At 71.3% G+C, this 17,796-nt stretch carries 13 protein-coding genes; 5 read left to right on the forward strand and 8 right to left on the reverse strand.

Translation table 11 applies throughout. The annotated features are described in order from the left end of the window. The first annotated feature begins 166 nt into the window (after positions 1 to 166). Positions 167 to 2,083, forward strand: coding sequence for a 1-deoxy-D-xylulose-5-phosphate synthase (dxs, locus tag OG444_RS29135; RefSeq protein WP_327264965.1), 1,917 nt, complete (start codon positions 167 to 169; stop codon positions 2,081 to 2,083). 141 nt (positions 2,084 to 2,224) lie between these two features. Next, positions 2,225 to 3,724 (forward strand): amino acid permease, encoded by a 1,500-nt coding sequence (locus OG444_RS29140; protein ID WP_327264966.1) that lies wholly within the window; start codon positions 2,225 to 2,227, stop codon positions 3,722 to 3,724. A 96-nt stretch (positions 3,725 to 3,820) separates the two neighbouring features. Here the strand turns inward: OG444_RS29140 and OG444_RS29145 are convergent, their stop codons facing one another. The 3 genes from OG444_RS29145 to OG444_RS29155 all read right to left on the reverse strand — a co-directional run bounded on the left by OG444_RS29145 (position 3,821) and on the right by OG444_RS29155 (position 8,301). Then, positions 3,821 to 4,858 (reverse strand): LCP family protein, encoded by a 1,038-nt coding sequence (locus OG444_RS29145; protein WP_327264967.1) that lies wholly within the window; start codon positions 4,856 to 4,858, stop codon positions 3,821 to 3,823. Positions 4,859 to 4,948: 90 nt separating this feature from the next. Beyond that, positions 4,949 to 7,078, reverse strand: coding sequence for a 3-hydroxyacyl-CoA dehydrogenase NAD-binding domain-containing protein (locus OG444_RS29150; RefSeq protein WP_327264968.1), 2,130 nt, complete (start codon positions 7,076 to 7,078; stop codon positions 4,949 to 4,951). Further along, positions 7,075 to 8,301, reverse strand: a complete 1,227-nt coding sequence (locus tag OG444_RS29155; protein WP_327264969.1) for a thiolase family protein — start codon at positions 8,299 to 8,301, stop codon at positions 7,075 to 7,077. The genes OG444_RS29150 and OG444_RS29155 overlap by 4 nt, the downstream gene beginning before the upstream one ends. A gap of 316 nt (positions 8,302 to 8,617) precedes the next feature. On the opposite strand from OG444_RS29155, the gene OG444_RS29160 reads away from it, so the two are divergent. Further along, on the forward strand, positions 8,618 to 9,784 hold the full coding sequence (locus OG444_RS29160; RefSeq protein WP_327264970.1) for an alpha/beta fold hydrolase: 1,167 nt from the start codon (positions 8,618 to 8,620) through the stop codon (positions 9,782 to 9,784). A gap of 114 nt (positions 9,785 to 9,898) precedes the next feature. Here the strand turns inward: OG444_RS29160 and OG444_RS29165 are convergent, their stop codons facing one another. From OG444_RS29165 to OG444_RS29180, 4 genes are all read right to left on the reverse strand, one after another. Continuing rightward, positions 9,899 to 10,627, reverse strand: coding sequence for a hypothetical protein (locus OG444_RS29165; RefSeq protein WP_327264971.1), 729 nt, complete (start codon positions 10,625 to 10,627; stop codon positions 9,899 to 9,901). A gap of 311 nt (positions 10,628 to 10,938) precedes the next feature. After that, positions 10,939 to 12,225: a ribonuclease D gene (locus tag OG444_RS29170; RefSeq protein ID WP_327264972.1), complete on the reverse strand. Its 1,287-nt coding sequence runs from the start codon at positions 12,223 to 12,225 to the stop codon at positions 10,939 to 10,941. A 159-nt stretch (positions 12,226 to 12,384) separates the two neighbouring features. Further along, a complete protein-coding gene (locus OG444_RS29175) occupies positions 12,385 to 13,047 on the reverse strand; it encodes a helix-turn-helix transcriptional regulator (RefSeq protein ID WP_007267191.1) in 663 nt (220 codons plus the stop codon). Positions 13,048 to 13,319: 272 nt separating this feature from the next. Next, positions 13,320 to 13,976 (reverse strand): DUF3000 domain-containing protein, encoded by a 657-nt coding sequence (locus tag OG444_RS29180; RefSeq protein ID WP_052876936.1) that lies wholly within the window; start codon positions 13,974 to 13,976, stop codon positions 13,320 to 13,322. 91 nt (positions 13,977 to 14,067) lie between these two features. Between OG444_RS29180 and hemE the strand changes: the two genes are divergently transcribed. Together hemE and OG444_RS29190 are read left to right on the forward strand one after the other, a co-directional pair. After that, a complete protein-coding gene (hemE, locus tag OG444_RS29185; protein ID WP_327264973.1) occupies positions 14,068 to 15,132 on the forward strand; it encodes a uroporphyrinogen decarboxylase in 1,065 nt (354 codons plus the stop codon). 86 nt (positions 15,133 to 15,218) lie between these two features. Further along, positions 15,219 to 16,406 carry a GDSL-type esterase/lipase family protein gene (locus OG444_RS29190; RefSeq protein ID WP_327264974.1) on the forward strand — a complete coding sequence of 396 codons (1,188 nt, stop codon included), beginning with the start codon at positions 15,219 to 15,221 and terminating at the stop codon, positions 16,404 to 16,406. On the opposite strand, the gene OG444_RS29195 is transcribed toward OG444_RS29190, so the two are convergent. Continuing rightward, positions 16,403 to 17,782, reverse strand: coding sequence for an FAD-dependent oxidoreductase (locus tag OG444_RS29195; RefSeq protein WP_327264975.1), 1,380 nt, complete (start codon positions 17,780 to 17,782; stop codon positions 16,403 to 16,405). The genes OG444_RS29190 and OG444_RS29195 overlap by 4 nt on opposite strands. Positions 17,783 to 17,796: the final 14 nt, after the last annotated feature.

The following is a 17,796-nucleotide window of genomic DNA, read 5'->3' on the forward strand; positions in this document are numbered from 1 at the left end:
GTACGGGGTACTCATGTGCGGGTATACATCCGTATGTGATGTGTGGCCGCGCGATCATGCGTACATGTATGACAAAGGTGTGACGCCCCAGGGACGGCCCGATGACCGTGCCCGGGAACGGAACATTAGACTCGACAGACCAGCAAGCAACTGCAAGGAGGCACGGGTGCTGCTGACCCGCATCAAGGGACCGCGCGATCTGGACCGGCTCAGCCAGGAGGAGCTCGACCAGCTCGCGGCCGAGATCAGGTCCTTCCTCGTCGACGCCGTCTCCAAGACCGGCGGGCACCTCGGCCCCAACCTCGGGGTGGTCGAACTGACGATCGCCCTGCACCGGGTCTTCGACTCGCCGAAGGACAAGGTCCTCTTCGACACCGGCCACCAGGCCTACGTCCACAAGCTGCTCACGGGCCGCCAGGACTTCGCCGGCCTGCGCACCAAGAACGGCCTCTCCGGCTACCCCTCGCGCGCCGAGTCCGACCACGACGTGATCGAGAACTCCCACGCCTCCACCGTGCTCGGCTGGGCCGACGGCCTGGCCAAGGCCAATGAGGTGCTGGGCCGCGAGGACCACCACGTCGCCGCCGTCATCGGCGACGGCGCGCTGACCGGCGGCATGGCCTGGGAGGCGCTGAACAACATCGCCGCCGCCAAGGACCGCCCGCTGGTCATCGTCGTCAACGACAACGAGCGCTCCTACGGGCCCACCATCGGCGGCCTCGCGAACCACCTGGCCACCCTGCGCACCACGGACGGCTACGAGCGGTTCCTGGCCCGCGGCAAGGAGATCCTGGAGCGCACCCCGGTCGTCGGGAAGCCGCTCTTCGAGACTTTGCACGGCGCCAAGAAGGGCCTCAAGGACTTCATCGCCCCGCAGGGCATGTTCGAGGACCTCGGCCTCAAGTACATCGGGCCCATCGACGGCCACGACATCGAGGCCCTGGAGTCCGCCCTGCAGCGCGCCAAGCGTTTCAGCGGCCCGGTCATCGTGCACTGCCTCACCCAGAAGGGCCGCGGCTACACCCCGGCCCTGGAGCACGAGGCGGACCGCTTCCACGCGGTCGGCGTGATCCACCCCGACACCGGCCTGCCGGTGAAGACCGCCGCGGCCAGCTGGACCTCCGTCTTCGCGGACGAGATGGTCAAGCTCGGCCACGAGCGCGAGGACATCGTCGGCATCACCGCCGCCATGCTCCACCCGGTCGGCCTCAACAAGTTCGCCGAGGCCTTCCCGAACCGGATCTACGACGTGGGCATCGCCGAGCAGCACGGCGCCACCTCGGCGGCGGGCCTGGCCACCGGCGGGGTCCACCCGGTCTTCGCGGTGTACGCGACCTTCCTCAACCGCGCCTTCGACCAGGTCCTGATGGATGTCGCCCTGCACAAGTGCGGGGTCACCTTCGTCCTGGACCGCGCCGGTGTCACCGGTGACGACGGCGCCTCCCACAACGGCATGTGGGACATGTCCATCCTCCAGGTCGTGCCCGGCCTGCGGCTGGCCGCCCCGCGCGACGCCGAGCAGCTGCGCGCCCAGCTCCGCGAGGCCGTCGAGGTCAAGGACGCCCCGACCGTCGTGCGCTACTCCAAGGGCGTCGTCGGCCCGGCCGTTCCGGCCGTCGGCCGGATCGGCGGCATGGACGTCCTGCGCGCCCCGGGCGCCGAGGTCACCCGTCCGGACGTACTGCTCGTCTCGGTCGGCGCACTCGCCCCGATGTGCCTGGAAATCGCCGATCTGCTGGACAAGCAGGGCATCTCCACGACCGTCGTCGACCCCCGCTGGGTCAAGCCCGTGGACGAGGCCCTGGCCCCGCTCGCGGACCGTCACCGCGTGGTCGTCACCGTCGAGGACAACGGCCGTACCGGCGGTGTGGGCGCCGCCGTCTCGCAGGCCCTGCGGGACGCGGGTGTCGACGTACCGCTGCGCGACTTCGGCATTCCGCAGCGCTTCCTCGACCACGCCCTCCGCAAGGAGATCATGGCGGAGATCGGCCTGACCGCGCCGGACATCGCCCGGCAGGTCACCGGCCTCGTGGCGAAGCTGGACGGCCGTTACGACAGCGAGCCGGCCGCCACCGTCGACTAGTCCGGAAACCACCGCTTGCGCCGTTCGTAGATCGACGCGCGGTTGCACGTCACGGGCCGGGAGATCACTCTTGAGGAGTGGGCCTCCCGGCCCGTTCGTGCGCCCGGCCCGTTCGTGCGTCGTCACCTCTCGGAGGCGTCGGTGAGCAAGGATCTGAACAGCCCATTCCGCACCAAGACGGTGGAGCAATCCATCCGCGACACGGAGGAGCCGGAACACGCCCTCCGAAAGTCGCTCTCCGCCTGGGACCTCACGGTCTTCGGTGTGGGCGTCATCATCGGCACCGGCATTTTCGTCCTGACGGGCATCGCCGCCCGCAACAATGCCGGTCCCGCCACCGCCCTCGCCTTCGTGGCCGCGGGCATCGTCTGCGCCCTCGCGGCGCTCTGCTACGCCGAATTCGCGTCCACCGTCCCGGTGGCCGGGTCGGCGTACACGTTCTCGTACGCCTCGATCGGCGAGCTGCCCGCCTGGATCATCGGCTGGGACCTGGTGCTGGAGTTCGCACTCGGCACGGCCGTCGTCGCGGTCGGCTGGTCCGGGTACGTGCGCCACCTCATGGACACCAACCTCGGCTGGACCCTGCCGACCTCCCTGTCCGGCCCCGATGCCGGCGGGCACTTCGACCTGCTGGCGTTCCTGCTGGTCCTGGTGCTGACGTGGATCCTGGTCGTCGGGACGAAGCTCTCGGCCCGGATCACCGCGGTCGTCGTCGCCATCAAGGTCACGGTCGTGCTGCTGGTCATCGTCGCGGGCCTGTTCTTCATCAAGGCCGACAACTACTCGCCGTTCATCCCGCCGGCCGTGCCACAGGCCGAGGGCGTCAGCGGCTGGCACGCGCCACTGGTCCAGTTGCTCTTCGGCTACGAGCCCACGAACTTCGGCGTCATGGGCATCTTCACGGCGGCCTCGCTCATCTTCTTCGCCTTCATCGGCTTCGACGTGGTGGCGACGGCGGCAGAGGAGACCAAGAACCCCCAGCGGGACATGCCGCGCGGCATCCTCGGCTCGCTGCTGATCTGCACCGTGCTCTACGTCGCCGTGACCCTGGTGGTCACGGGCATGCAGAAGTACTCGGAGATGTCCCCGACCGCGCCGCTCGCCGAAGCCTTCAAATCGGTGAACCAGCCGTTCTTCTCGGGCGCCATCAGCCTCGGTGCGTCCGTCGGTCTGATCACCGTGTGCATGATTCTGCTGCTCGGCCAGACCCGCGTGTTCTTCGCGATGAGCCGCGACGGACTGCTGCCGCGCGTCTTCTCCGTGACGCACCCGAAGTACCGCACCCCCTACCGGGCGACCATGCTGCTCGGCGGGATCATCGCGGTCGTCGCAGGCTTCACCAGCCTGGAGAGCCTCGCTGAACTGGTGAACATCGGCACCCTGTTCGCCTTCGTGGTGGTCGCCCTCGGCGTGATCATCCTCCGCAAGTCCCGACCCGACCTGCACCGGTCCTTCCGCACCCCGTGGGTGCCGTTCGTCCCGATCCTGTCGATCGCGGCCTCGTTCTGGCTGATGCTCAACCTGCCGGCCGAGACCTGGCTGCGCTTCGGCATCTGGATGGCCATCGGCATCGTCGTCTACTTCGCCTACGGCTACCGCAACAGCCGCCTGCACAAGGTCGGCCAGGAAGCGGAGTTCTGACCGCCGGCCCGGACCGCTCAGGACGCAGCGGGCCCGTACGGGATTCCCTCCCGTACGGGCCCGCTGCGTCCTGAGCGCGGTGCGGCGGCCGGAGCCTCAGCCCTTGGCGGGGGAGTCCTTCGCCGAGGCCGGGACCTTCTGGTCGTTGCGCAGGGCCTCCCACAGCTGGGTCGCCTGCGGTTCGGCCACGATCACGCGATTCGGGTCGACCTTGTCGTAGGCGACCGGCAGCATGATGGTCTCCATCGTCTCCGGATTCACGCCCTTCATGCTCTGCGCGAAGTCGGACAGCGCGGTGAGCGAGGCGAGGTCGGAGTCGGTGGTCAGCGACTTGGTGCCGGCGTCCGCGAGCTTGTAGAGCCGCGCCGGGTTGCCGAGGGCGTCCTGCTTCTTGATCTCGGACAGCATCGCCAGCATGAACTGCTGCTGCAGGCCGATGCGGCCGAGGTCGCTGCCGTCGCCGTAGCCGTAGCGGGTACGGACGAACTTGAGCGAGTCGGTGCCGTTCAGCCGGTGCGTGCCCGCGTCCAGCTTGAGGCCGCCCTTGGCGCCGCTCATCGGCTTGTCCAGGGTGACGGTGACCCCGCCCAACGCGTCCACCAGGCCCTTGAAGCCGGCGAAGTCCACCTCGACGAAGTGGTCCACGCGTACGCCGGACAGCTGCTCGACCGTGTTGACCACACAGGCCGGACCGGCCAGCGAGTAGACGGAGTTGAACATGACCCGCTTGGCGGACGGCACGGTCTTGCCGTTCGCGTCCTTGCACTCGGGCCGGGTGATCAGGGTGTCGCGGGGGATGCTCACCGCGGTCGCCTTGGACCGGCCCTCGGGTATGTGCACCAGCATCGCGGTGTCCGAGCGGGCGCCGCTGACGTCGCCGTGGTCGAGATCGGCGTTGGCCCCGGCGCGCGAGTCGGAGCCGAGCACCAGGATGTTCTGCGCGTTCGCGACGACCTTCGCGGGCCTGTTGTCGCCGATCGCCCGGTCCAGGTCGACGCTGTCGATATTGGAGTTGAGGTGGCTGTACGTCCACCAGCCGGCCCCGGCCGTGCCCAGGATCAGCACGGCGACCAGCAGGAGGGTGATCCGCAGAATGCGGCGGCGGCGCCCGGGCCGCGCGTGCTTGTCCGTCATACGGGTGAATCTTAGACAGGTATTCGAATGGCCGAAGCCCGCCCCCCGAAGGGGGCGGGCCGACCGTTTCGCAGCCGTCTGCGACCCGGACTAGACCGGGACGCTCGCCAGGCCCGGGGCGAGGAACTTCTTGCCGTTCACGCGCTCCGAGACACCTTCACGGTCCAGGTACGGCGTCACGCCGCCCAGGTGGAAGGGCCAGCCGGCGCCCGTGATGAGGCAGAGGTCGATGTCCTGGGCCTCGGCCACGACACCCTCCTCCAGCATCAGGCCGATCTCCTGCGCCACCGCGTCCAGGACGCGGTCGCGGACCTGCTCCTCGGTCAGGACGACGTCGCCCTGCACCAGGAGGGCGGCGACCTCGGGGTCCAGCTCCGGCTTGCCGGAATCGTAGACGTAGAAACCGCGCTTGCCGGCCTTGACGACCGCAGCCAGGTTCGGGGAGACGGTGAAGCGCTCCGGGAAGGAGCGGTTCAGGGTCTCGGAGACGTGCAGACCGATCGCCGGTCCCACGAGCTCCAGGAGCACCAGCGGGGACATCGGCAGGCCGAGCGGCTCGATGGCCTTCTCCGCCGTGGCGACCGGGGTGCCCTCGTCGATGACGTTCTGGATCTCGCCCATGAAGCGGGTCAGGATGCGGTTCACGACGAACGCCGGGGCGTCCTTGGTGAGGACCGCGGTCTTCTTCAGCTTCCGCGCGACACCGAAGGCCGTGGCCAGCGAGGCGTCGTCGGTCTGCTCGCCGCGGACGATCTCCAGCAGCGGGAGGATCGCGACCGGGTTGAAGAAGTGGAAGCCGACCACGCGCTCCGGGTGCTGGAGCTTGGAAGCCATCTCCGACACCGACAGCGAGGAGGTGTTGGTGGCGAGGATCGCGTGCGCCGGGGCGACCGCCTCGACCTCCGCGAACACCTTCTGCTTGACGGACATCTCCTCGAACACGGCCTCGATGATGAAGTCCGCGTCCGCGAAGCCCTCGGCCTTGTCGAGCACACCGGAGACCAGGCCGGTCAGGCGGTTGGCCTTGTCCTGGTTGATGCGGCCCTTGCCGAGCAGCTTCTGGATCTCGGCGTGGACGTAGCCCACACCCTTGTCCACGCGCTCCTGGTCGATGTCGGTGAGGACCACCGGCACCTCCAGGCGGCGCAGGAAGAGCAGCGCCAGCTGCGAGGCCATCAGACCCGCGCCGACGACGCCGACCTTGGTGACCGGACGGGCCAGGGACTTGTCCGGGGCACCGGCCGGGCGCTTGGCGCGCTTCTGGACCAGGTTGAAGGCGTAGATGCCCGAGCGCAGCTCGCCGCCCATGATGAGGTCGGCCAGGGCCGTGTCCTCGGCGTCGAAGCCGGCCTGGAGGTCGCCCGACTTGGCCGCGGCGATGATGTCCAGCGCGCGGTAGGCGGCCGGAGCGGCACCGTGCACCTTGGAGTCCGCGATGAAGCGGCCCTTGGCGACGGCCGCGTCCCAGGCCTCGCCGCGGTCGATCTCGTCGCGGACGACCTCGGTGGTGCCGTTCAGGACGTTCGCGGTCCACAGGAGCGACTGCTCCAGGAAGTCCGCGCCCTCGAACAGCGCGTCCGCGATGCCCAGGTCGAAGACCTGCTTGCCGCGCAGCTGCTTGTTCTGGTTGAGCGAGTTCTCGATGATGACCGAGATCGCGCGCTCGGCGCCGATCAGGTTCGGCAGGATGGCGCAGCCGCCCCAGCCGGGGACCAGGCCGAGGAAGACCTCGGGCAGCGAGAAGGCCGGGATGGCCTTCGAGACGGTGCGGTAGCTGCAGTGCAGACCGACCTCGACGCCGCCGCCCATGGCCGCGCCGTTGTAGTACGCGAAGGTCGGGACCGCCAGCGCCGAGAGGCGCTTGAAGACGTCGTGGCCGCCCTTGCCGATGGCGAGCGCCTCGTCGTGCTTCTTCAGGAGCTCGACGCCCTTGAGGTCGGCGCCGACTGCGAAGATGAACGGCTTGCCGGTGATGCCGGCGCCGACGATGGAGCCCGCGAGGGCCTCCTGCTCGACCTGGTCGATCGCCGCGTTCAGGTTGGCGAGGGACTGCGGGCCGAAGGTGGTCGGCTTGGTGTGGTCGAAGCCGTTGTCCAGCGTGATGAGCGCGAAGCGCCCGGCGCCGAACGGCAGGTCCAGGTGGCGGACGTGCGCGGACGTGACGACCTCGTCCGGGAACAGCTCGGCCGCGCCCTTCAGGAGCTCAGCGGTGGTGCTCACTTGGAGTCTCCCTCGGCGTTGAAGTTCGGGTTCTCCCAGATGACCGTGGCGCCCATGCCGAAGCCGACGCACATGGTGGTCAGGCCGTAGCGGACGTGCGGCTGCTCCTCGAACTGACGGGCCAGCTGCGTCATCAGGCGCACGCCGGACGAGGCCAGCGGGTGACCGAAGGCGATGGCGCCGCCGTACTGGTTGACGCGGGCGTCGTCGTCGGCGATGCCGTAGTGCTCCAGGAACGCGAGGACCTGGACCGCGAAGGCCTCGTTGACCTCGAAGAGGCCGATGTCCTCGATCGTCAGGCCGGCCTGGGCCAGGGCCTTCTCGGTGGCCGGGATCGGGCCGTAGCCCATGACCTCGGGCTCGACACCCGCGAAGGAGTACGAGACCAGGCGCATCTTGACCGGGAGGTTGTTCTCGCGGGCGAAGTCCTCGGACGCGATGATCGCGGCGGTGGCACCGTCGTTGAGACCGGCGGCGTTGCCCGCGGTCACGTTGCCGTGCACACGGAACGGGGTCTTCAGGCCGGCCAGGTTCTCCAGCGTGGTGCCCGGGCGCATCGGCTCGTCGGTGGTGACCAGGCCCCAGCCCGTCTCACCGGCCGCCTCGTTGGTGTTGCGCACCGAGATCGGGACCAGGTCCTGCTGGATCTTGCCGTCGGCGTACGCCTTGGCGGCCTTCTCCTGCGAGCGCACGGCGTACTCGTCGGCGCGGAGCTTGGTGATCGTCGGGTACCGGTCGTGCAGGTTCTCGGCGGTCATGCCCATGAACAGGGCGGACTCGTCGACCAGCTTCTCGGAGACGAAGCGCGGGTTCGGGTCCACGCCCTCGCCCATGGGGTGACGGCCCATGTGCTCGACACCGCCGGCGAGGGCGACGTCGTAGGCACCGAAGGCCACACCGCCCGCGACGGCGGTCACGGCGGTCAGCGCGCCGGCGCACATGCGGTCGATGGAGTAGCCCGGTACGGACTGCGGGAGGCCCGCGAGGATGCCGGCCGTGCGGCCCAGCGTGAGGCCCTGGTCGCCGATCTGCGTGGTCGCGGCGATGGCGACCTCGTCGATCTTCTTGGGGTCCAGGTCCGGGTTGCGGCGCAGCAGCTCCCGGATCGCCTTCACGACGAGGTCGTCGGCGCGGGTCTCGTGGTAGATGCCCTTCGGGCCCGCCTTGCCGAACGGGGTGCGGACGCCGTCGACGAAGACGACGTCCCTGACGGTACGAGGCACGTTGGCTCTCCTCCAGGTGCGGGGTGGCACTGCTGCGCGCGGGGGCGTTCGGCGTACGTTGCTGAGCGCCCGCTCACCCGACCATGCTACTTGCGGGTAACCAATGTGCACACCCCCTCCCGGAGGAGCGGCGAAGGTCACACTCGGCCCGCGCTTCCACGGCCCCGCGCCCCGACCGATCGGACCCGTCCGGCCAACCCGTTCAGGTCACGTGCGCCCGGCCCCCGGCCGTGATGGTGGCGCCGCCCCCGGGCAGTCCCGATCCTGACCGGGCCGGAGCGTCCCCCTCCGGCCGAGTCGACGGAGGATGCGAGCCATGGCCACCACCACGCCCACGAACCACCAGGTCCCGCACGTCTCGACGGTCCCGGCCAACGCGGGCCAGAACGTCCACCTGTACGTGCGGGAGTACGACGGCACCCCGGGGGGCCCCAACGCGCAGCGCAAGGTCGTCCTGATGCTGCACGGGCGCAGCGTTCCCTCGGTCGTGGCCTTCGACCTCCAGCACGACGGCGGCAAGTACAGCTGGGCGCGCGCCCTGGCCAAGGCCGGGTTCGACGTGTTCCTCATGGAGCTCACCGGCTCCGGGCTGTCGCCGCGTCCGGAGATGGACAAGGCGTGCAACGCCAACCCGCAGCACCAGGAGATCCTGAACCCCAACCCGCTGACGTACACCTGCACCCCGCCCTACCCGCACGAGCTCGGCAACTCCGCGAGCGAGTGGGGCGAGGTCGACACGGTCGTCGAGTACATCAAGGCGAAGAAGGGCGTCACCAAGGTGGCGCTCGTCGGGCAGTCCGCCGCCGCCTTCGTCTTCGGGCCGTACGCGATCCAGCACCCGGAGAAGGTCGAGAGCCTGCTCCTGCTCGCCCCGATCTACCCGCCCACGGGCCGGGCCAGCTCCCCGCCGAAGAGCTTCGGCGCACCCGTCCCGTCCTTCCCGGTGTCCACCCCGGCCTCCCTGTTCGGCTTCCCGATGAACCTGTCGAGCAGGACGGGCCTGGAGAGCGCCTGGGACAAGGAGGTGAGGTCCCCGAAGCAGCGGGCGGCGGGGATGGTGGAGGCGGTGTGGAAGGAGCTCATGGCCCTCGACCCAGTCGGGAAGACCTGGGGCGGCCCGACGGCCGGAACGCCCGAGGGCGTGCTCCGGTTCCGCAATTCCTACTGGTGGGGCTGGAACCAGGACACCGTCCCGATCGGCGGCGTACTCGGTGACAAGGTTCCGGTGATGATCGTCTACGGCGAGCACGACGCGACGGCGAACTCGCCCACCTTCTCGGTCCCCGCCTTCTACGACGCCGTCCCGGGCGTGCGCAAGCTGATGTTCCGGGTGTCCTGCGCCGGTCACTCCATCGTCTGGGAGCGCCAGTCCAAGGTCCTGCAACGGCTGTCCAAGCAGTGGCTGGGGCACGGGAAGGTCGACGACCTGGAGAAGGGCAGCTACTACGTGGACGAGGACGGCGCCTACGCGGACACCGTCTAGCCACGGCCTGGGCGTGCGGCCCGTGGCGGCCCCCGCTCGCGGTCCGTGAGCGGGGGCCGCCCCGTGACGGCGGAACCGGTGGGCAACCCGGGCCCCGGCGACGCGCGGAGGCGTTCAGGCCCGACGCATGCGGCGGTGGACGACGCGGCCGACGGCTCCCGCCGCGGCCAGGACCGCGGCCGCGCCGAGCAGCCAGGGTGCCGCCCGCCGGGCCGCGCCCGCCCGGGGCGCGCCCACCGGGTCCTGGCAGTGGCCGCCCACAGCCGGGGTCACCCGGTAGCGGGCCCATTCCCGGGCGGGCTTGCCCTTCTCGTTCCAGTGCACGACGTAGAGGCCGGGCTCGGCGTCGCACCGGATGCGGACCGTGGTGGAGACCAGCTTGGCGCCGTGCATCACGAACGGCCGCGTGAACCCGGGGGACGTCAGCTTCACCATGCCGTCGTCGCCCATCGCCAGGCCGTCCCCGGCTTCGAGCTTCCCGCCGGGCTCCACGGAGCGCACGTCCCAGGGCCCGGACGGCCACCCCGAGCCCGCGGGGTACCGCTCCTCCATGGACTCCGGCGGCCGGGCGGCCACCTGCCGCGCGCACTGCGCCCGCTCCGCCGCATCGGCCGGTGCTACGCGGATGCTGCCCCACAGGCGGTCGATCTCCACGCCGAGGTGCACGTCTGCCGCCGAGCCGAACCGCACTTCGTAGGAGCCCGGTTCGGCGGTGCAGGACACCGTCGCGACCGCCTTGAGGAGGAGGTCGTCCATCCGGAACGTGCCGTCGGCGGCGAAAGCCGGGGAGGTCACCCGGACACCGCTGAAGGCGTCCCCGGACCGCATCGCCTCGGTCGTCACACCGACCCGCTCCCCAGGCCTGACCGACAGCTCCGCACCGCTCGGCACCGGCCGGGGCGGATCCTCGGCCGGAGCGGCCGACGCGCTTCCCGCTCCTCCTGCCAACAGCAGCGCTGCCACGGCACCGATACGCATGGCTTCTGAGTGCACAGGGACCCGTTTCCTTGCCGTCGACCGTCCTCGAGCCCCGCATCGCCGCGAAGACCGGGTACTGGACCGCTGAGCGTACGGCCCGGGCCGTAGCGGGCTGTCGGTGGACGGCGAGAGCCCCCGGCCGTAGCGGTCGGGGGCTCTCGTACGGGCCGCGTGCGTCAGGCGGCGGTCGCGGCCAGCGCCGTGAGGAGCACCGGGGTCACCAGTTCGACCTGCCAGGGCCGGGCGCCGTAGCCCGCCAGGGCCTCCGAGACCGCGTCCGCGGTCAGCCGCTGCGGGGGCTCCCAGCACAGCCGGCGGACCGTGTCGGGGGTGATGAGGTTCTCCTGGGGCAGGTTCAGTTCCTCGGCCAGCGCCGAGACGGCGGTGCGGGCGGCCGAGAGCCGGGCCGCGGCCGCCGGGTCCTTGTCCACCCAGGAGCGCGGGGGCGGCGGACCGGCCGGGGTCGCCCCGGGCTGCGGCAGCTCGCTCTCGGGCAGGGCCTTCGCCCGGTCCACCGCGGCCATCCACTGGTCCAGCTGGCGCCGGCCCATCCGCTGCCCGTAGCCGGGCAGGGTGGAGAGGGTCTGTACGTTCGCGGGCAGGGCGAGAGCGGCCTCGACGATCGCGGCGTCGCCCAGCACCTTGCCCGGGGACACGTCACGCCGTTGCGCGATCCGGTCCCGGGACTCCCACAGCTCCCGTACGACGGCCATCTGCCGGCGGCGGCGCACCTTGTGCATGCCCGACGTACGGCGCCACGGGTCCTTGCGCGGCGGCGCCGGCGGGGCGGCGGCGATGGCGTCGAATTCCTGGTGGGCCCATTCGAGCTTGCCCTGCCGGTCCAGCTCCTTCTCCAGCGCGTCCCGCAGGTCCACCAGCAGCTCCACGTCCAGGGCGGCGTAGCGCAGCCACGGCTCGGGAAGGGGGCGGGTGGACCAGTCGACGGCGGAGTGGCCCTTCTCGAGCGCGAAGCCGAGCACGCTCTCGACCATCGCGCCGAGTCCGACCCGCGGGAAGCCGGCGAGGCGGCCGGCCAGCTCGGTGTCGAACAGCGAGGTGGGCACCATGCCTATTTCGCGCAGGCAGGGCAGGTCCTGGGTGGCGGCGTGCAGGATCCATTCGGTGCCGGAAAGGGCTTCGCCCAGTGCGGACAGGTCGGGACAGCCCACCGGATCGATCAGTGCGGAGCCCGCACCCTCGCGGCGCAGCTGCACCAGGTAGGCGCGCTGGCCGTAGCGGTACCCGGAGGCCCGTTCGGCGTCGACGGCGACGGGGCCGGTGCCCGCGGCGAAGGCCGCGACCACTTCGGCGAGGGCGTCCGCGTCGGCGACCACCGGAGGAATCCCCTCACGGGGCTCCAACAGGGGAGTCGGCAGCCCACCGGGCGGAACAACGACGTCGTCCGGGGGGCCGCCCCCGGTGGTGGTGCGCAGGTCTGCTGCGGGATCTTGGGCGTCGGTCACCGGTCAAGGGTATCCGTGTATACGACGCGCCCGTCGCCGGAACGTTCCGTCGACGGGCGCGAGCGCGGTGCGGGGAGTTTCCCCGGGGTATTCCGGGGGTCTTCCGGGAGGTTCCCCCGGGAGGTTTCCGGGCGGATATCCGGGGGCTCCGGCCCGCGGTCAGTGGATGATCCCGGTACGCAGTGCCACGGCGACCATTCCGGCGCGGTCACCGGTGCCCAGCTTGCGGGCGATCCGGGCGAGGTGGGACTTGACGGTCAGGGCGGACAGGCCCATCGAGACGCCGATGGCCTTGTTGGACTGGCCCTCCGCGACGAGGCGCAGGACCTCGACCTCGCGGCCGGAGAGCTCTCGGTAGCCGCCCGGGTGGCTCGGGGCACCCGGGGGGCGGCGGTGCATACGGGCGGCTGCAGCGCCGATGGGGGCGGCGCCGGGCCGGGTGGGGAGCCCGATGTTGGTCCGCGTACCGGTGACGACGTAACCCTTCACGCCGCCCGCGAGGGCGTTGCGCACGGCGCCGATGTCGTCGGCGGCGGACAGGGCCAGGCCGTTGGGCCAGCCGGCGGCCCGGGTCTCGGAGAGCAGGGTGAGACCGGAACCGTCGGGCAGGTGTACGTCGGCCACGCAGATGTCGCGCGGGCTGCCGACGCGGGGGCGGGCCTCCGCGATGGACGAAGCCTCGATCACGTCACGTACTCCGAGGGCCCACAGATGACGGGTCACGGTGGAGCGGACGCGCGGGTCGGCCACGACGACCATGGCCGTCGGCTTGTTCGGGCGGTAGGCGACCAGGCTTGCGGGCTGCTCGAGAAGAACGGACACCTAGGCCTCCTGGGGGAGTGGCGGGACGGCCGGCTCGGGGATGGAAGCCGGTGCGAACCGTACGGATGGTCACCCACTCCTTCGGCACGTCACCCGCCCGGCTTTAGGGAATGATCACGATTTGGTGAGTAACAATTCGGGCAATTCGGACGCACGATCGATCATCGGTTGATCAGAAGCCCGCAAGGGACGCCGCCTTTCGACAATCCGCCCAGGTCTTCGATCAGTCGTTCTGCGTCGGCGCCGGTTCCGGCGGCCGTACGGCCCTGCGGCTACGGGTGGTGCGGACCGCGGCGCTGTGGCAGGGAGACCACACCCGTCGCGGTGTCCGTCGGCCCCACCGGCGGCAGCCCTGCGATCTGGCACAGCAGTTCGCACCATGCCGACAGGTGCGCCGAGGTGTCCGGCACCCCGCCCACGCCCTCGCGCGGCGTCCAGGACGCCCTGATCTCGATCTGCGTGGCCGGCCGCCGCTCCGCGAGCCCGCCGAAGTAGTGCGAGCCCGCCATGGTCACGGTGCCGCTCGCCTCCCCGTACGCCAGCCCGCGCGCTTCCAGCGCCCCGGTCAGCCAGGACCAGCAGACCTCGGGCAGCAGCGGGTCCGCGGCCATTTCCGGCTCCAGCTCCGCCCGCACCAGGGTCACCAGCCGGAAGGTCCCCTGCCAGGCGTCGTGCCCGGCCGGATCGTGGAGCAGGATGAGCCGGCCGTCGGCCAGATCGTCCTCGCCGTCCACCACCGCGGCCTCCAGCGCATAGGCGTGCGGGGCCAGTCTCTGGGGCGGTTTCGTGGGGTCGATCTCGATCCCCGGACGCAGCCGGGCCTTCTTCAAGCCGTCGACCGCCCGCCGGAACGGGAGCGGGACGGAGCTCTCCTTCGCGCTGTCCATACCCTCGGCGCCATCTGAAAATCGTCCCTGAGCCGCAGCCATGCGGGGAAGACTAGGCGGAACGGGCGCCCGTGCGGTGCAGGGACACCCTCGCCGGGGTGGACACTTCTTCATACGTGCGAAGATTTGGGTCGTGAGTGCCAACACCCGCCCCACGGGCCAGCCGAGTCAGACGTACGATTCCGCCTTCCTGAAGGCGTGCCGGCGGGAGCCGGTGCCGCACACCCCGGTGTGGTTCATGCGGCAGGCGGGGCGCTCGCTCCCGGAGTACCGCAAGCTGCGCGAGGGCACGCAGATGCTCGAGTCCTGCATGCGCCCCGACCTGGTCACCGAGATCACGCTGCAGCCGGTGCGCCGCCACAAGGTCGACGCGGCGATCTTCTTCTCCGACATCGTGGTCCCGCTCAAGGCCATCGGCGTCGACCTGGACATCAAGCCGGGCATCGGCCCGGTCGTCGCCCAGCCGATCCGCCGCCGCGAGGACCTCGCACAGCTGCGCGACCTCACCCCGGAGGACGTCTCGTACGTCACCGAGGCGATCGGCATGCTCACGAGTGAACTGGGCTCCACTCCGTTGATCGGATTCGCGGGCGCACCCTTCACCCTCGCGAGCTACCTCGTCGAGGGCGGCCCCTCGAAGAACCACGAGCACACCAAGGCCCTCATGTACGGGGACCCGCAGCTGTGGGCCGACCTCCTGGACCGCCTCGCGGAGATCACCTCCGCCTTCCTGAAGGTCCAGATCGAGGCCGGCGCCTCCGCCGTCCAGCTCTTCGACTCCTGGGTCGGCGCGCTCGCCCCGGCGGACTACCGCCGCTCGGTGATGCCCGCGTCCGCGAAGGTGCTGGAGTCCGTCGCCTCCTACGGAGTCCCGCGGATCCACTTCGGCGTGGGCACGGGCGAGCTCCTCGGCCTCATGGGCGAGGCCGGCGCCGACGTCATGGGTGTCGACTACCGGGTCTCGCTGGACGAGGCCGTACGCCGGGTCGGCCCGGGCAAGGCGCTCCAGGGCAACCTGGACCCCGCCGTGCTCTTCTCCACCCCTGAGGCCGTCGAGGCCAAGACGGACGAGGTCCTCGCAGCCGCCGCCGGCCTGGAGGGCCACGTCTTCAACCTGGGCCACGGCGTCCTCCCGACGACCGACCCCGACGCGCTGACCCGCCTGGTGGACTACGTCCACACCCGCACCGCGCGCTGAGCCCGCCGCCCCGTTCCGGGAACCCGGAACGGGGCGGCCCGGTAATGCCGTGGCGTACGGGGGGACCCCGTGGGCAGGGTGTGTGCATGAGCCATCAATCCGACCGGATCACCACGCCCATCACCCCGGACCTCCTGCGCGGGGCCCTGGACCTGGAGCGCACCGAGCACGGGCTGCTGCCGCACCGGCTGCCCGCCCGGGCCCGGGCCCAGTTCACCGAGGGCGACCTGTCCACGGTCGAGACGCAGCCCTCCGGCGTACGGCTGGCGTTCCGCACCCGGGCCACCGTCATCGAGCTGGACGCGCTCCGCACGAAGATGGCCTACGACGGGGCCCCGCCCCGGCCCGACGGGCTGTACGACCTGCTGATCGACGGCCTGCCGGCCGGGCAGGCCGGTGTCGGCGGCGGCAACGTCCTCCAGGTGGACATGGCCACCGGCGCCGTGCGCCCCCGGTCCGGCCCGCCCGGAACCGTACGGTTCGCCGGCCTCCCTGGCCGTGCCAAGGACGTCGAGATCTGGCTGCCGCACAACGAGACCACCCAGCTGATCGCCCTGCGCACGGACTCTCCCGTCGAGCCGCTGCCCGACACCGGCCGCCGCAGGTGGCTGCACCACGGCAGCTCGATCAGCCACGGCTCCGACGCCGCGAGCCCCAGCACCACCTGGCCCGCGCTGGCCGCCGCCCTCGGCGGTGTGGAGCTGACGAACCTGGGCCTGAGCGGCAACGCGCTGCTCGACCCGTTCACCGCCCGCGCCCTGCGCGACACCCCCGCGGACCTGATCAGCGTCAAGATCGGCATCAACCTCGTCAACCGCGACCTGATGCGCCTGCGCGCCTTCGGCCCCGCCGTGCACGGCTTCCTCGACACCGTGCGCGAGGGCCACCCCACCGTCCCGCTCCTGGTCGTCTCACCGATCCTGTGCCCCATGCACGAGGACACCCCCGGCCCCAGCGCACCGGATTTCGGCGAGCTCGCCGAGGGACGGCTGCGGTTCCGGGCCGCGGGCGACCCCGCCGAACGTGCCTTCGGCAAGCTGACCCTGAACGTCATCCGGGACGAGCTGGCCCGGATCGTGCGCCTGCGCGCCGCCGACGACCCGAACCTGCGCCTCCTCGACGGTCGCGCCCTCTACGGCGAGCCTGACGCGGCGGACCTGCCGCTGCCCGACGGACTCCACCCGGACGCGGCCGCGCACCGCCGCATGGGCGAAAGGTTCGCGGCCCTCGCCTTCGCCGCGGACGGCCCGTTCGCGGCGCAAGACACTCCCTAGACCGCCGAGCGGACCGCGGAGACCGCCTTGCGGGCCGCCACCAGGACCGGGTCCCAGACCGGGGAGAACGGCGGGGCGTAGCCCAGGTCCAGGGACACCACCTGGTCCACGGTCATGCCCGCCGTGAGGGCCACCGCCGCGATGTCCACCCGCTTCGCGGCGCCCGCGCCGCCGACGATCTGGACCCCGAGGAGGCGGCCCGTGCGGCGTTCCGCGATCATCTTCACCGTCATCTCCGCCGCGCCCGGGTAGTAGCCCGCCGTGTTGGTGGAGGTGATGGTGGCCGTCACGAACCGCAGGCCCGCCTCCAGCGCGTCCCGCTCGCGCAGCCCCGTACGGGCGATCTCCAGGTCGCAGACCTTGCTGACCGCGGTACCGACCACCCCGGGGAAGGTCGCGTAGCCGCCGCCCGCGCCCGAGCCGATGACCTGGCCGTGCTTGTTGGCGTGGGTGCCCAGCGGGATGTGCCGGGTGCGGCCCGCGACCAGGTCCAGGACCTCCACGCAGTCGCCGCCCGACCAGATGTTCTCGTGGCCCCGGACGCGCATCGACAGGTCCGTGAGGATGCCGCCCGAGGTGCCGAGCGGGAGGCCGGCCGCGCGGGCCAGCGCGGTGCGCGGCTCCACGCCGATGCCGAGGACGACCACGTCCGCCTCGTACTCCTCGCCCGCCGACGTGGCCACCGCACGGGCCCGGCCCTCCTCGTCGGTGAGGATCTTCGTCACCTCGGCGCGGGAGACCGTACGGATCCCCATGCGGTTCATCGCGCTGTGCACCAGGCCGCCCATGTCCGGGTCCAGGGTGGCCATCGGCTGCTCGCCCCGGTGCAGGACGGTGACCTCGAAGCCCCGCGCCACCAGGGCCTCCGCCATCTCCACGCCGATGTACCCCGCGCCGACCACGACCGCCCGGCGTCCCTCGGTGCGCCGCAGGGTGTCCATCAGGCGCTGGCCGTCGTCCAGGCTCTGGATGCCGTGGACCCCGTGCGCGCCGATCCCGGGGAGCCGGGGCCGCACGGGGCGGGCGCCCGTCGCCAGGACGAGCTTGTCGTAGCCCGTCCAGGATTCGGATCCGGTGTCCAGATCGCGGGCACGCACCCGGGATCCGGGGAGGTCGAGCTCCACGACTTCCGTGCGAGTGCGCAGATCGATGTCCCGGGCGCGGTGCTCCTCGGGTGTGCGGGCGATCAGGTCGTCGCGCCCGGCGACCTGCCCGCCGACCCAGTACGGGATCCCGCAGGCGGAGTAGGAGCTGAAACGGCCGCGCTCGAAGGCGACGATCTCCAGCTCCGCCGGGCCCTTCAGCCTGCGGGCCTGTGACGCGGCGGACATCCCCGCCGCGTCACCGCCGACCACCACCAGTCGTTCCGTCGCCATCGTCCGTACCGCCC

Origin of the sequence: Streptomyces sp. NBC_01232 (genome assembly GCF_035989885.1) — a bacterium.
Classification (GTDB): domain Bacteria; phylum Actinomycetota; class Actinomycetes; order Streptomycetales; family Streptomycetaceae; genus Streptomyces.

Coding starts and splice junctions, on each gene's coding strand:
- OG444_RS29145 (WP_327264967.1), bottom strand. CDS start 4,858: ATGACGGACAAGCACGCGCGGCCCGGGCGCCGCCGCCGCATTCTGCGG.
- OG444_RS29160 (WP_327264970.1), top strand. CDS start 8,618: ATGGCCACCACCACGCCCACGAACCACCAGGTCCCGCACGTCTCGACG.
- OG444_RS29180 (WP_052876936.1), bottom strand. CDS start 13,976: ATGGCTGCGGCTCAGGGACGATTTTCAGATGGCGCCGAGGGTATGGAC.
- OG444_RS29190 (WP_327264974.1), top strand. CDS start 15,219: ATGAGCCATCAATCCGACCGGATCACCACGCCCATCACCCCGGACCTC.
- OG444_RS29195 (WP_327264975.1), bottom strand. CDS start 17,782: ATGGCGACGGAACGACTGGTGGTGGTCGGCGGTGACGCGGCGGGGATG.